The following is a 13,752-nucleotide window of genomic DNA, read 5'->3' as shown; positions in this document are numbered from 1 at the left end:
TCACACCGCGCAGTAGCGCTCCTGAATGTCCTTGTCCGCCAGCAGCGCCGCGGCGCTGCTTTGATGCACGACCTCGCCCTGGTCGATGATCACGGCACGATCGGCAAGCCGCAGGGCCCATTCGACATTCTGCTCCACCAGAAGCAACGTCTTGCCTTCATCACGCAGGCGGCGGAACAACACGCCCATCTCCTCGACCAGCACAGGCATGATCCCCTCCGAGGGCTCATCGAGCAGGACCATCCTGGGCCTGGCGATCAGGGCGCGCGCGATCGCCAGCATCTGTTGCTCGCCGCCGGAGAGCGTCACGCCCTCCTGATCGAGGCGTTCCTTCAGGCGCGGAAAGGTCTCAGCGATCTCGTCGATCGCGGCACGCTCATCGATCTCGCTGCCGGCAGCAACCAGGCCGAGCCGCAGGTTCTCGCGCACGGACAGGCCAGGGACGATGCGGCGCTCTTCGGGCACATAAGCGAGGCCAAGATGAAAGCGCTGATGGGCACGGAGCGGCAACAGCTCCCTGCCCGCAAAGCGCACGCGACCCGTCGCTTTCGGCATAAGGCCCATCATTGCCCGCAAGGTCGTGGTCTTGCCCGCACCGTTGCGGCCGACGAGCGCAACCACTTCGCCCTCCTTCACCTGCAGGGAAATGCCGTGAAGGACATGGCTCGCGCCATACCAGGCGTGGAGGTTCTCGATTTCGAGCAGCGCGGTCTCAGCCATAGCCTTCACTCTGTCCGAGGTAGACCCGGCGGACTTCCGGATTGCTCCTGATCTCGTCGGGCGCGCCGTCCGCCAGCAGGCGACCGTGATGCAGCACCACGACGCGCTTGGACAGGCCCAGCACCATCTTCATCTTGTGCTCCACCAGCAGCACGGTGCGCTTGTCGGCGAGCCGTTCGAGCAGCGCGACCATGTCCTTGGTCTCCTCCGGTCCCATGCCGGCGGTCGGCTCGTCGAGCAATAGCAATTCCGGCTCGGAGACCAGCGCAATCGCGATCTCCAGCGCGCGCTGCTGGCCATGCGACAGGAATTTTGCCAGCTCGCTGCGCTTACCGAGCAGCCCGACAGCATCGAGCGCGGCATCGGCCCGCACATTCAGCTCCGCCAGCCGGGCACGGTTGCGCCAGATGTCGTAGCCGACGGTCAGCGCCTGTGCTGCCACGCGCACGTTCTCGTGCACGGACAGGTCCGGGAAGATGTTGGTGATCTGGTAGGAGCGCGAGATGCCCTGATGCACGAAGCGATGCTGGGGCAGGCCATTCAGCTCGCGTCCCCTGAAGTGCAGCTTGCCCGAGGTCGGCGTCAAAGCACCCGAGAGAATGTTGAAGAAGGTGCTCTTGCCGGCGCCGTTCGGCCCGATGATCGAGGTGAGCTGTCCCGCCGCAAAGGACACGGTGATGCCTTCGAGCGCGACGAAGCCTCCAAAGCGCTTGCCGATCCCTTCGGCGCGAAGCAACTCGCCGCTCATGGCCGTGCCTTTCCGATGCCGAGCGCATCGAGCAGCGTGCCCCAGATGCCCTTGGGCAGGAACAGCACGAAGAGGACGAAGATCGCGCCGACAAAGATCTGCCAATGCGGCGTCCAGAGCGAGATGACGTCCTCCAGGATCAGGAAGCTCGCCGCGCCGACGAACGGGCCGAAGAAGCTGCGGGCGCCGCCGAGCAACACCATCATCACGATCATGCCGGAGGTCTGGTAGTGCAGGATGTCCAGCGGCACGATCGACAGATGCAGCGCCAGCATGCAGCCGCCGAGCGAGGAGATCGCGCCCGACAGCATGAACACGATCAGCTTGCTGCGCTCGACGTCGTAGCCGCAGGCCCGCGCCCGCTGCTCGTTCTCGCGGATCGCCTCGATGACGGCACCGAACGGCGAGTTCAGGATGCGCGACTGGAACCACAGCGCCAGCGCCGCGAAGACCATCAGCACGTAGTATTTGTTGATGGGGTCGAGGAAATTGATGGGAAGGCCGAACAGGCTGATGCGGTCGACGGTGAAGCCGCGCAGGCCGTTCTCGCCGCCGGTGAAGGTCGAGGCCTGCAGCGCGACGTAATAGACGAGCTGGGCCAGCGCCAACGTCACCATGGAGAAGTAAATGCCACGGGTGCGTGTCGAGACGATGCCGATCGCAGCAGCGAGGCAGGTGCTGAGGAGCACGGCGATCGGCACCGCGGCGAACCAGGGTACGCCGTAGCGGCCGATCGCAATGCCGGTGAAGTAGGCGCCCGCGCCGAAGAAGGCGGCCTGGCCGAACGACAACAGCCCGGTGTAGCCGAACAACAGATTGTAGCCCATCACCACGACCCCGTAGATCAGGACGTTCACGGCCAGCGCCTGTGACGGCAGCAGCCAGGGCAGCACGGCAAGCACCGCGATCGAGAGCAGCACACGCTGGTCGAGAATCCAGGCGATCCCATTGCGCGAGGGCCGGGCTACCGACTCGCCGCTCGAAGGCAGCATCACGCGGTCCTCCCTCTGACGCCGAACAGGCCCTGCGGGCGGATCAGCAGCACCACCGCCATCAGCGCGAACATGACGATGGTCGCCATCTCAGGGGCGAACAGCGCGACCATGCTGATGGATATGCCGACCATGAGGCCGGCAACGACAGCCCCGACGATCGAACCAAGGCCACCGATCACGGTCACCACGAACGCCTCCGCAAGCACGAGCGAGCCCATCTCCGGATTGACGCTGCGCATGGGACCGGCGAGCACGCCGCCGAGCGCGGCGAGCCCGACGCCGAGGCCGAAGATCGCAAGCCAGACCCGGCCGATATCGACGCCGAGCACCTGCATGATGGTGGGATCGCGCGCGCCGGCGCGCACGATCAAGCCGATGCGGGTCTTTTCCAGCGTCAGCCAGAGCACCAGCAGCACCACGGCCACCAGCGCGATGACGAACAGGCGGTAGCGCGGGAAGAAGCCGATGCCGAGATCAAGCACACCGACCAGTTGCGGCGGGGTTGGAAACGGAATGCCGTCGCTCCCGAACACGATGCGCACGCCTTCGACGAGGATGTAGCTGAGGCCGAAGGTGAGCAGCAACGGATCGTCGATCGAGCGCCCATAGAGCCTGCGGATCAGGACGAACTCGATCAGCATGCCGAAGGCGCCGATCAGGATGGGAGCGAGCAGCAGTCCCCACCAGAAGCTTCCCGTGAGCGACGCCAGATACAGCCCAGCATAGGCCCCGATCATGAACAGCGCGCCATGGGCGAAATTCACCACCCCGAGCATGCCGAACACGATCGTCAATCCAAGCGCAGTGATCACCAGGACCGCCCCAAGGGCGATCCCGGAGAGAAGCTGCATGATGATCAGCGACAGGTCCATCGTCACAAGACTTACGTCGCGTGGCCGAGTTCGCTGCAGCTGCGCAGCATGTCGTCGGAGCCGGCGTCATTGGCGAGAATGGCGAACAGATCGTTGTCGTGGGCCATCGCGGACTTCTTCTTGGACTCCAGCACCAGCACCGACTGCACCGACTGATGATCGCATTTGCGGTAGTGCTGCGGCCCCTTGGTCAGATCGTACTGCAGCTTCTCCAGGGCATCGACGACCTTGTCGGTGTCGGTGCCGCCGGCGGCCTCGATGGCGGCCAGCAGCGATCCGACGCCAGAATAGCCATAGGCACCGTAATCGGTCGGGATCGCGCCGCCGTTGGCGGCCTTGAATGCCGCGGTGAAGCTGGCTGCCGTCTTGCTCTGCATCTCCAGGCCCCAATAATAGTTGGCGCCGCCGACCACGCCCTCGAACACGTCAGGGCCAACCGCGAGGCGCTGGTTGTGCAGGATGACGGGCACGACGATCTTCATCTGCTGCTTCACGCCGAAATCGACCGCCTGCTTGATCGCGTTGGCCTGGTCCCGGCCGAAATTGGAGATGCAGAGCACGTCCGGTCGCATCGACATCAGCCGCGGCATGAAAGTGGAATAGTCGGCCGCCCCGAACGGATGCAGAATTTCGCCGACAGTGTCAGCACCAATGGTCGTCTGCGCGCGCTTGAAGCCGCGCAGCATCTCATGGCCGTAGGCATAGTCGGCAACGAGATGGGCGACCTTCATGCCCTTCTTCAGGGCCTGCCGCGCTACCGCAGCGGTGGTCATGTGCGGGTTGAGCGCCTCGTGGAATGTGTACTTGCTGAAATCCTTAGCCTCGTTGATCGTGTCGGACTGACTGATCGAGACGTAGATCACGCCGCGGGCGCGGGTGACCTCGTTGACTGCGAGCTGCACGGCGCTCGAGAGCGCGCCGACCACCGCATGAACCTTGTCTTTCTCGATCAACTCCAGTGTGCGGGTCGCAGCTTCGCCCGCATTGAGCTTGTCGTCGCGCACCATGAGCTCGACCTTGCGGCCGCCGATGCCGCCCTTGTCGTTGACGAGCTTGACGGCGAGCTCGGCGCATCTGACCTGGTCGCGCGCTTCCGCTGCGAACGGGCCCGTCAGCGGCGTCGGGAAGCCGATGCGGATCGTCTCATCGGCGGCGCGGCCGAGCCGGGGCATGGCGAGCAGGGCTGCGCTGGCGGAGAAGCCGGCGAGCGCAGCGCGGCGGGTTATTTTCGGGGTCGAACCGGATTTAGGCATGATTTCCTCCAGGGTCTTTTTTCTAGAAACGCTTCAGGGCTTTCAGGACTTTTGTCGGCGTGATCGGAATTGAGTTGATCGTGGCGCCGAACGGCGCGAGCGCGTCGTTGACCGCGTTGAGCACGCAGGCTGACGCCGCCGCCGTGCCGGCCTCGCCGACGCCCTTGGCGCCGAGCACGGTGTCGGCGGTCGGCGTCTCGACATGGCCGATGACGATGTCGGGCATCTCCATCGGCATCGGAACGAGGTAATCGGCGAGCGAGCCATTCATGAGCTGACCGGTTTCGCTGTAGCGGCATTCCTCGAACAGCGCGGCACCCAGCCCCTGCACGACGCCGCCGCGGAGCTGCTCGTCCACCAGCATCGGATTGATGACACGGCCGCAATCCTCGACGATGAAATGCTTCAGCACCTTGATGAAGCCGGTCTCGACATCGGCCTCCAGCGAACAGCCCTGAATGCCGTTGGTGAAGGCGAAGGGATAACCCTGCGGGGCGAAGTGATGGCTTACCGTGAGCTGCGCCTGCGTGCCCGGCGGCAGCGTGTCGGAGCGGAAATAGGCGATGCGCGCGATCTCCGCGATCGGCATTCGCTGGTTCCGCGTCACCGCATCGACGACCTCGCCATCGATGATGTCGAGCGCAGATGGCTGCTCCTGGAGGATCAGCGCGGCGATCTCCAGAATATTGCGCTTGAGCGCACGCGTCGCCTGGAGCGCAGTCTCGCCGCCGATGCCGGCGCCGCGGCAGGCCCAGGTGGCGCCGCCATGCGGCGTCACCTCGGTATCGCCGGTGATGACCTTGACGCGCTCCTGCGCGAGGCCGAGCTGGTCGGCCACGATCTGGCTGATGATCGCCTCGGTGCCCTGCCCCTGCTCGGTGACCGAGATCAGGCAGCGCACCTCGCCCGACGGCGTCAGGCTGAGAATGGCGCCGTCCTGTGAGGAGATCCGCGCGCCTCCGACGCCATAGAAGGCCGGGCTCGGGTTGGTGATCTCGACAAAGGTGGCGATGCCAATGCCCCGATAGATGCCGCGCTTGCGCAAACTCGCCTGCTCGGCACGCAACGCGTCATAATCCATCATCTCATGCAGGCGCTTCAGGCAGGCCTGATGGGACAGCGCCTCGAAGCGGTAGCCGGTCGGCGAGGTCTGCGGATAGGCATCATCGGCGATCACGTTCTGTGCGCGGATGGCAAAGGGATCGAGCCCGACCTTGGCTGCGGCCATATCCACCAGCCGCTCGGTGACGGCGCAAGCGATGGGATGGCCGACAGCGCGATACTGGCTGGTCTGCACCTTGTTCTGGAAGAGCACCTCCAGCGTGGCGCGATAGTTCCTGAAGCGATAGGGCGCGCCCATCAGGCGGATCACCTGATTGCCTTCGACCACGCTGGTGCGCGGATAGGTCGAGAACGCGCCGATCGCGGTCAGGTCAAGGACGTCCATCGCCAGGATTTCGCCCTTGGCATCGACCGCCATGCGGGCCCGGACGCGATGGTCGCGGGCATGGATGTCGGAGACAAAGGATTCAATGCGGTCGGCGACATATTTGACGGGGCGGCCGAGCAGGATCGAAAGGCCGACCACCGCCATGTCCTCGTGATAGACATGAAGCTTCATCCCGAAGGAACCGCCGATGTCGGTTGCGATGACGCGAACGCGGGCCTCGGGGATGCCGTAGTGGCGCGAATAGAGATCCTGGAACTGGTAAGGCGTCTGCGTCCCGTGATGCACCGTGAGCGCGCCGGCAGCGGGATCATAGTCCGCGACGATCGCGCGCGGCTCCAGCGTCACGGCGGTGTGGCGGCCGAAGGAGAATTCCTCCTCCACCACGTGGGCCGCATGAGCGAAGGCCTCGTCGACGGTGCCGTTGTCGAGCTGAGCGCGAAAGCAGGTGTTGTTGGCGCTGCCGGGATTGATCACCGGCCCACCCGCTTCCCGCGCACTGTCGATATCGACAACGAGGGGAAGATCCTCGTAATCGATCTCGATCAGTTCCAGCGCGTCTTCCGCGATGGCCCGGCTCTCGGCGACGACGGCGACCACGGCCTGCCCGGCCCAGACCACGCGATCCAGCGGTAACGGCAATTGCGGCGCCGAGGTCATACCCTTGAAATGATCGAGCGTGCCGATCCAGGGCGTGCAGATTTTTGCGAGGTCCTCACCTGTGGCGACCAGATGCACGCCTTCGAGCGCACGGGTCTGCTCGGTGTTGACGGCGACGATCTTGGCGTGCGCATGCGGGCTGCGCAGGAACGCAGCGTACAGCATGCGCGGCAGGCGGAGATCGCTGACATAACGGCCGCGGCCGGCAAGCAACCGCTTGGCGTTCGGGCGTGGCACTGAACGGCCGATATAAGAGTTCGGGCGGTCGAGCGAGGTCCGTGGCGCGCTCATGTCGCGCCTCCGTTGTCGCTGCGCGCCTTGGCAACGGCATCGATGGCATCGACGATCGCCTCGTAACCGGTGCACCGACAATAATTACCCGACAGCGCGTCGCGGATCTCCTCGCGATTCGGCCGCGCCACCCGCGAGAGCAACTCGTTGGCGTTGACCAGCATGCCCGGCGTGCAGAAGCCGCATTGCAGCGCGTTGCGACGATGGAATTCGGCCTGGAGATCGGCGATCACGCCGCTTTCGGTGAGACCTTCGATGGTCTCGATCTTCGCACCGTCGGCCTGCACCGCGAACATCAGGCAGGAATGCACGGCGCGGCCATCGAGCTGCACGAGGCAGGCCCCGCAGGCGCCCATCTCGCAGCCGGCATGCGTCCCCGTCAGTTCGAGCGCATTGCGCAGGCAATCGACCAGCGTCTCGCGCGGCGCGACCTCGCAGGCAACCTTGCGGCCGTTGACGACGAGGCGGACCCGCACGGTCGCCTCGGCGTCCCCCAGCAGGGTTTCGTCGAAGCCGCTCATGCGCCCTCACCCAGACGTCCGAGCAGGCGTCCCAGCAGCACACGGGCGAGATGCAGCCGCATCGCCGGCGGCACCTCGTCGCTGTCAGGCGGCGCGAGATCGCCTTCGAGCGCGGCTTGGGCGACAGCGATACGCTCCGCATCGAGGGACGAGCCGATCAGGGTCGCCTCCGCTCCCTTCACCCGTGTCGGCGTATTGCCGACAGAGAAAAAGGAGATGCGGATGTCCTCGATGCGTTCGCCGGAGAAGGTCACAAGCATGCCGCAGCCGACCAATGCATAGTCGCCGCGCCGCCGCGCCAGTTCGTCGAACGCAAAGCGCTGGTCGGCCTTGAACAGGGGAACGTAGACAGCGGTGATCAGCTCGCCGGGCTGCAAGGCCGTCTCGAACAGGTCGATGAAGAAATCGTCGGCTTTCACCCGCCGGGCGCCGGAAGGACCCACGACCTCGATCTCGGCATCAAGCGCCAGCGTCATCGCTGGAAATTCGGAAGCCGGGTCGGCAAGCGCAACGCTGCCGCCAAAGGTGCCGCGGTTGCGAATCGCGGGATGGGCGACGAACGGCGCCGCGGCATGCAGCAGCGGCGCGAACTCGGCGATCAGCGGCTCGCTCAGCATCTCGCAATGGCGCGTCAGCGCGCCGATGCGCAAATAGCCGCCTTCGCGCCTGACGCCGCGCAGCTCGTCAATATGGGTGATGTCGATCAGGAGCCGCGGCGCCTGCAGCCGCAGCGACAAGGCCGGCACGAGGCTCTGGCCCCCGGCGATGAAGCGTGCCTCATCGCCAGCGCGCGCATGAGCGTCCAGCGCCTGGTCGATCGTCGCAGCACGAAAATAGCTGAAAGCCCTCGCCTTCACCGCCGTTTCCTCGATATCCGTCGGCTCATCAGCCGGGATGCCAGATTTGTAACCATCTGGTCTCAAAATCCTGACATGCCTCCGGGGAACGGTCAACAGGAAATGACCATTTGGTCACAAATGCACCTTGGGCTATGAAGGCAACAACACGTGCGATTCAGCGACGAAATGGCCCGAAAAGCGCAGAAACCAGCGAAGCGACCGGTCCGACGACGGCCCGAGACAGGCAGCAAGACCGCGCCAAAGCGCCGCAACATGCGCGCGGCCGACCGCGAGCGCGCAATCGTGGACGAAGCGATCCGCTTCTTTGCCGAGCATGGCTTCGAGGGACAGACCCGCGAACTGGCAAAACGCATGGGCATCACCCATTCGGCGATCTATCGCCACTTCCCGAGCAAGGAAGCGCTGATCGAGCGGGTGTACCAGGAGGTCTATCTCAGCCGCTGGTCGCCCGACTGGGGGCCGATGATCCAAGACCGCTCGCTGTCGCTGGAGGTGCGGCTGACGCGCTTCTATCTCGACTATGTCGAACGCGTCTTCGAGTACAATTGGGTGCGGATCTTCGTCTTCTCCGGCATGAAGTCGTTCGGCATCACCGGCCGCTATCTCGACATTGTCCGCCGCGAGATCATCGAGCCCGCGGCCGCCGAGCTGCGTCACGATCTCAAGCTGCCCGATGCGAAGTCCCGCCCACTGAGTGAGCGCGAGACCGAGCTGTTCTGGGGCCTGCACGGCCGCATCTTCTATCTCGCCATCCGCAAATTCATCTACGAAACGCCGATCCCGCCCGATCTCGACGCAATCGTCCGCGACGCCGTCCAGACCTTCATGGATGGCGCGAAGACGACGATGCCAAAGCTGCTGATGAGCGGCTAGCTACTTCGAAAGGCTCGGCAGATCGAGCCCCTTGTCACGAGCGCAGTCGATCGCGATGTCGTAGCCCGCGTCGGCATGGCGCATGACGCCGGTGGCCGGATCGTTCCAGAGCACGCGCGCGATCCGCTTTGCAGCTTCCGGCGTGCCATCAGCGACGATCACCATGCCGGCATGCTGCGAATAGCCGATGCCGACGCCGCCGCCATGATGCAGCGACACCCAGGTCGCGCCGCTGGCGCAATTGAGCAGCGCGTTGAGCAGCGGCCAGTCGGACACCGCGTCCGATCCGTCCTTCATGGCTTCGGTCTCGCGGTTCGGGCTTGCCACCGAGCCGCTGTCGAGATGGTCGCGGCCGATCACGACCGGCGCCTTGAGCTCACCGCGCGCCACCATCTCGTTGAAGGCAAGGCCGAGCCGGTGACGATCGCCGAGGCCGACCCAGCAGATGCGCGCCGGCAGCCCCTGGAATTTGATGCGTTCCCTGGCCATGTCGAGCCAATTGTGCAGATGCTTATCGTTCGGCATCAGCTCCTTGACCTTGGCATCGGTCTTGAAGATGTCCTCGGGATCGCCCGACAGCGCAGCCCAGCGGAACGGCCCGACGCCGCGGCAGAACAGAGGGCGGATATAGGCAGGGACGAAGCCGGGGAAATCGAAGGCGTTCTTCAGGCCCATGTCCTGCGCCATCTGGCGGATGTTGTTGCCGTAGTCGAGCGTCGGAATCCCTTGCGCGTGGAAATCCAGCATGGCCTGGACATGCTCGACCATCGAGGTCTTCGAGGCGCGCTCGACGGCCTTCGGATCGGACGCGCGCTTGGCTTCCCAGTCGGCGAGCGTCCAGCCTTTGGGGAGATAGCCGTTGATCGGGTCATGGGCGCTGGTCTGGTCGGTGACGATGTCCGGCTTGACGCCGCGACGCACCAGCTCCGGAAAAATCTCCGCGGCATTGCCGAGCAGGCCGACTGAGATTGCCTTCTTCGTCTTTGCGGACTCTTCCATGATCGCGAGCGCCTCGTCGAGCGTCGCGGCCTGCCGATCGAGATAGCCGGTGCGCAACCGCATCTCGATGCGGCTCGGCTGGCATTCAACTGCGAGCATCGAGGCTCCCGCCATGGTCGCGGCCAGCGGCTGCGCGCCACCCATGCCGCCAAGGCCGGCGGTGAGAATCCATTTGCCGGCAAGGCTGCCGCCATAATGGCGACGACCGACCTCGACGAAGGTCTCGTAGGTGCCCTGCACGATGCCCTGGCTGCCGATATAGATCCAGGAGCCGGCCGTCATCTGGCCGTACATCATCAGGCCCTTGCGATCGAGCTCGTTGAAATGGTCGAGCGTCGCCCAATGCGGCACGATGTTGGAGTTCGCGATCAGCACGCGAGGAGCATCGGCGTGGGTGCGGAAGACACCGACCGGCTTGCCGGACTGGATCAGCAGCGTCTCGTCGTCTTCGAGCTTGCGCAACGCCGCCGTAATCCGGTCAAAGCTCTCCCAGTCGCGCGCGGCACGGCCGATCCCGCCATAGACGACGAGCTCGCTCGGGCGCTCCGCGACATCAGGATCGAGATTGTTCATCAGCATGCGCAAGGGAGCCTCCGTCAGCCAGCTCTTGGCGCTGATGTCGCGGCCGCGGGGCGCGCGGATGGTGCGGTCGTTGTCCAGTCGGCGGTTCATGCGGAACACCTCTTCAGGCAAGTCTCGGAAATGGATCAGATGGGAGCACGCCGATCGCAGCCGCCGGCAGCGCATCGGCCTCGACGAGCGCGGCTGCCTTGGCGAGATCGCCGGCCATGTAGCGGTCGGCACCGAGCGCGGGCACCTGTTCGCGGAGCGCGGCGATGACGGCGACGAGCGGCGCGCTGGTCGCATGCGGCGCGCGCAGCGTAATGCCTTGCGCGGCGACCAGAAGCTCGATGCCGAGGATGGCGGCGAGATTGTCCGCCATATCGGCGAGGCGCCTCGCCGCATGCGCGGCCATCGACACGTGGTCTTCCTGGTTGGCGCTGGTCGGCGTCGAATCGATCGAGCAGGCAGCCGCACGCTGCTTGTTCTCGGCATAGAGCGCGGCCGCCGTCACCTCGGCGATCATGAAGCCGGAATTGATGCCGGGATCGGGCGTGAGGAACGGCGGCAGACCGAAATTCAGCGCGGGATCGACCAGCGTCGCGATGCGCCGCTCGCTGATCGCGCCGATCTCCGACAGCGCGAGCGCGATCGTATCGGCCGCAAACGCCACGGGCTCGGCGTGGAAATTGCCGCCGGAGACGATCTCGCCGGTCTCGACCAGGACGAGCGGGTTGTCGGTGACGGCATTGGCCTCGACGATCAGGGCTCGCGCAGCCTGCGTGATCAGATCGAGCGCGGCCCCTGCGACCTGCGGCTGGCAGCGCAGGCAATAGGGATCCTGCACGCGTTCGTCGCCTTCGAGATGCGACAGGCGGATGTCGCTGCCGTCGAGCAGCGCGGTCAGCGTCGCAGCCGCGGCGATCTGCCCGGCATGGCCGCGCAGCGCCTGGATTTCAGGGCGGAACGGCGCTGTGGAGGCCATCGCTGCATCGACCGACAGCGCGCCGGTGACGAGCGCGGCACGGGCCAGATGAAACCCACGCAGCACGCCGGAAATGGCATAGGCGGTTGAAAACTGCGTACCGTTGATCAGCGCGAGCCCCTCCTTGGGCCCGAGGGTCAGCGGCGCAAGCCCGGCGGCAGCGAGTGCCTCGCCGCCGGACATGGTCTTGCCGTCGACAATCGCCTGTCCCTCGCCGATCATGACGGCGGTCATGTGCGCGAGCGGCGCGAGGTCACCGGAGGCGCCGACCGAGCCCTGCTGCGGCACCAGCGGACAGACGCGCCGCGCCAACATTCCCTGCAACTGCTCGATCACCTCGCGGCGTACGCCGGAAGCGCCGCGCCCGAGCGAGATGATCTTCAGCGCCATCATCAGCCGCACGATCGGCTCCGGCGTCGCCGGACCGACACCGCAGCAATGCGAGACGATGAGGTTGCGCTGGAGCAGCGCGGTCTGGTCGGGCGGGATGCGCTTCGAGGCGAGCTTTCCGAAGCCGGTATTGATGCCGTAGACGGGGGTGTCTGCTTGCGCCGCCTTGGCGACGATCGTCGCGGCTGCTTCGACACGCGGCCAGAACGACGGATCGAGCACGACGGGCTGTCCCGCAAGCACGCGCGCGAGATCGTCGAGGCTGACCGTTCCCGGTTTGACGACGATCGCCGCGTCCTGCTCCGTCATTGCCCCCTCCAAACCCGGCGGTGCAGCGGATTGAAGCCGATGCGGTAAACGAGCTCGGCGGGCCGCTCGATGTCCCAGATCGCGAGATCGCACCATTTGCCGGCCTCTAGCGTGCCGGTTTCATCGAGCACGCCAAGCGCCCGCGCGCCTTCGCGGGTGACGCCGGCGAGGCATTCGGCCACTGTCATCCGGAACAGCGTCGCGCCCATGTTCATCGCCAGCAGCAGCGAGGTCAGCGGCGAGCTACCGGGATTGCAATCCGTCGCCAGCGCCATGTGGACGCCGTGCTTGCGGAACGCCTCGACCGGCGGCTTCTGCGTCTCGCGGATGAAATAGAAGGCGCCCGGCAACAGCACAGCCACCGTTCCCGCCTTCGCCATCGCGGCAGCACCTGCTTCATCGGTATGCTCGAGATGATCGGCCGACAGTGCGGAGAATTTTGCAGCGAGCGCGGCACCGCCGAGGTTCGACAGTTGGTCGGCATGAAGCTTCACCGGCAGCCCGAGTCCCCTCGCCGTCTCGAACACCCGCGCGGTCTGCCCGGCGGAAAACGCGATGCCCTCCATGAAGGCGTCGACGGCATCGGCAAGACCAGCCTTGGCAACCGCGGGCAGCATCTCCTTGCACACGAGATCGATATAGCGATCCTTGTCACCATCCGCCTCGGGCGGCAGCGCATGGGCGCCGAGGAAGGACGTGCGGATCGCAACCGGCCGCTGGCGGCCGAGGCTGCGCGCAGCTGCGAGCTGACGCGTTTCGGTCTCGGCATCGAGGCCGTAGCCGGACTTGATCTCGACCGTGGTGGCGCCCTCGCCGATCAGCGCGTCGAGCCGCGGCAGCGCGCTTGCGACGAGCTCGGCCTCGCTCGCCTTGCGCGTCGCGGCCACCGTCGAGACGATGCCGCCGCCGGCGCGCGCGATCTCCTCGTAGCTTGCCCCCTTCAGACGCAGCTCGAACTCGTGCGCACGGTTGCCGCCATAGACCAGATGAGTGTGGCAGTCGACGTGGCCCGGCGTGATCCAGCGCCCCGCGCAATCGATCCGCTTGATGGCATCTGCGTCCGCCGGAAAGTCCGCCGCCGCACCCGCATAGACGATGTGGCCGCCGCGCGCGGCAATCAGGCCGTGCTCGATTTCGCCGAGATCGGGGCGATCGGCCCGCATCGTGGCGAGGCGGGCATTGTGCCAGATCCGGTCGAAGCGCTCTGCCATGCAACTGTCCCTTCGCGGATGTCCCTGCGCCCTGGGATGCTTGACTTATATGTCTAG

Annotated in this window: 12 protein-coding genes; 1 reads left to right on the top strand and 11 read right to left on the bottom strand. The window is 65.6% G+C overall.

Annotated elements, in window-relative coordinates:
* From ACFLEY_RS12545 to ACFLEY_RS12510, 8 genes are read right to left on the bottom strand one after another with little or no spacing between them, the layout of a single operon-like run.
* A complete protein-coding gene (locus ACFLEY_RS12545) occupies nucleotides 1-720 on the bottom strand; it encodes an ABC transporter ATP-binding protein (RefSeq protein ID WP_060908416.1) in 720 nt (239 codons plus the stop codon).
* Nucleotides 713-1,468 carry an ABC transporter ATP-binding protein gene (locus ACFLEY_RS12540; RefSeq protein WP_028174344.1) on the bottom strand — a complete coding sequence of 252 codons (756 nt, stop codon included), beginning with the start codon at nucleotides 1,466-1,468 and terminating at the stop codon, nucleotides 713-715. Before ACFLEY_RS12540 ends, ACFLEY_RS12545 begins: the two co-directional genes overlap by 8 nt.
* Nucleotides 1,465-2,463 (bottom strand): branched-chain amino acid ABC transporter permease, encoded by a 999-nt coding sequence (locus ACFLEY_RS12535; RefSeq protein WP_060908417.1) that lies wholly within the window; start codon nucleotides 2,461-2,463, stop codon nucleotides 1,465-1,467. The genes ACFLEY_RS12540 and ACFLEY_RS12535 overlap by 4 nt, the downstream gene beginning before the upstream one ends.
* Nucleotides 2,460-3,335, bottom strand: a complete 876-nt coding sequence (locus ACFLEY_RS12530) for a branched-chain amino acid ABC transporter permease (protein ID WP_028174342.1) — start codon at nucleotides 3,333-3,335, stop codon at nucleotides 2,460-2,462. The genes ACFLEY_RS12535 and ACFLEY_RS12530 overlap by 4 nt, the downstream gene beginning before the upstream one ends.
* Nucleotides 3,336-3,346: 11 nt before the next feature.
* Nucleotides 3,347-4,588 carry an ABC transporter substrate-binding protein gene (locus ACFLEY_RS12525; protein ID WP_060908418.1) on the bottom strand — a complete coding sequence of 414 codons (1,242 nt, stop codon included), beginning with the start codon at nucleotides 4,586-4,588 and terminating at the stop codon, nucleotides 3,347-3,349.
* Nucleotides 4,589-4,610: 22 nt separating this feature from the next.
* Complete coding sequence (locus ACFLEY_RS12520) at nucleotides 4,611-6,986, bottom strand: xanthine dehydrogenase family protein molybdopterin-binding subunit (RefSeq protein WP_060908419.1); 2,376 nt, start codon at nucleotides 6,984-6,986, stop codon at nucleotides 4,611-4,613.
* The gene (locus ACFLEY_RS12515; protein WP_060908420.1) at nucleotides 6,983-7,507 is read right to left on the bottom strand and encodes a (2Fe-2S)-binding protein; all 525 of its coding nucleotides are present in this window, start codon (nucleotides 7,505-7,507) and stop codon (nucleotides 6,983-6,985) included. The genes ACFLEY_RS12520 and ACFLEY_RS12515 overlap by 4 nt, the downstream gene beginning before the upstream one ends.
* Entirely contained in the window at nucleotides 7,504-8,364 is an 861-nt protein-coding gene (locus ACFLEY_RS12510) for a xanthine dehydrogenase family protein subunit M (protein WP_060908421.1), read from the bottom strand. Before ACFLEY_RS12510 ends, ACFLEY_RS12515 begins: the two co-directional genes overlap by 4 nt.
* Before the next feature lie 255 nt (nucleotides 8,365-8,619).
* Between ACFLEY_RS12510 and ACFLEY_RS12505 the strand changes: the two genes are divergently transcribed.
* Nucleotides 8,620-9,240, top strand: coding sequence for a TetR/AcrR family transcriptional regulator (locus tag ACFLEY_RS12505; RefSeq protein WP_060912642.1), 621 nt, complete (start codon nucleotides 8,620-8,622; stop codon nucleotides 9,238-9,240).
* On the opposite strand, the gene hutU is transcribed toward ACFLEY_RS12505, so the two are convergent.
* Genes hutU through hutI form a run of 3 tightly spaced genes read right to left on the bottom strand, consistent with a single transcriptional unit; the run spans nucleotide 9,241 to nucleotide 13,695 of the window.
* Complete coding sequence (gene hutU / locus ACFLEY_RS12500) at nucleotides 9,241-10,911, bottom strand: urocanate hydratase (RefSeq protein WP_060908422.1); 1,671 nt, start codon at nucleotides 10,909-10,911, stop codon at nucleotides 9,241-9,243.
* A 13-nt stretch (nucleotides 10,912-10,924) separates the two neighbouring features.
* The gene (gene hutH / locus ACFLEY_RS12495; RefSeq protein WP_060908423.1) at nucleotides 10,925-12,484 is read right to left on the bottom strand and encodes a histidine ammonia-lyase; all 1,560 of its coding nucleotides are present in this window, start codon (nucleotides 12,482-12,484) and stop codon (nucleotides 10,925-10,927) included.
* Nucleotides 12,481-13,695, bottom strand: a complete 1,215-nt coding sequence (gene hutI / locus ACFLEY_RS12490) for an imidazolonepropionase (RefSeq protein ID WP_060908424.1) — start codon at nucleotides 13,693-13,695, stop codon at nucleotides 12,481-12,483. The genes hutH and hutI overlap by 4 nt, the downstream gene beginning before the upstream one ends.
* Nucleotides 13,696-13,752 lie beyond the last annotated feature (57 nt).

The sequence above is a fragment of the Bradyrhizobium sp. YCK136 genome, assembly GCF_044570075.1.
GTDB lineage: Bacteria > Pseudomonadota > Alphaproteobacteria > Rhizobiales > Xanthobacteraceae > Bradyrhizobium > Bradyrhizobium diazoefficiens.
The sequence above is the reverse complement of the archived record's forward strand: the minus strand, read 5'-3'. Positions and strand labels throughout refer to the sequence as shown.

Bases quoted from the DNA above. Each gene is read 5' to 3' on its own strand.
- ACFLEY_RS12520 (WP_060908419.1), bottom strand. From the start codon at position 6,986: ATGAGCGCGCCACGGACCTCGCTCGACCGCCCGAACTCTTATATCGGC.
- hutU (WP_060908422.1), bottom strand. From the start codon at position 10,911: ATGAACCGCCGACTGGACAACGACCGCACCATCCGCGCGCCCCGCGGC.
- ACFLEY_RS12530 (WP_028174342.1), bottom strand. From the start codon at position 3,335: ATGGACCTGTCGCTGATCATCATGCAGCTTCTCTCCGGGATCGCCCTT.
- ACFLEY_RS12545 (WP_060908416.1), bottom strand. From the start codon at position 720: ATGGCTGAGACCGCGCTGCTCGAAATCGAGAACCTCCACGCCTGGTAT.
- ACFLEY_RS12525 (WP_060908418.1), bottom strand. From the start codon at position 4,588: ATGCCTAAATCCGGTTCGACCCCGAAAATAACCCGCCGCGCTGCGCTC.
- ACFLEY_RS12505 (WP_060912642.1), top strand. From the start codon at position 8,620: ATGCGCGCGGCCGACCGCGAGCGCGCAATCGTGGACGAAGCGATCCGC.
- ACFLEY_RS12515 (WP_060908420.1), bottom strand. From the start codon at position 7,507: ATGAGCGGCTTCGACGAAACCCTGCTGGGGGACGCCGAGGCGACCGTG.
- ACFLEY_RS12540 (WP_028174344.1), bottom strand. From the start codon at position 1,468: ATGAGCGGCGAGTTGCTTCGCGCCGAAGGGATCGGCAAGCGCTTTGGA.
- hutH (WP_060908423.1), bottom strand. From the start codon at position 12,484: ATGACGGAGCAGGACGCGGCGATCGTCGTCAAACCGGGAACGGTCAGC.
- hutI (WP_060908424.1), bottom strand. From the start codon at position 13,695: ATGGCAGAGCGCTTCGACCGGATCTGGCACAATGCCCGCCTCGCCACG.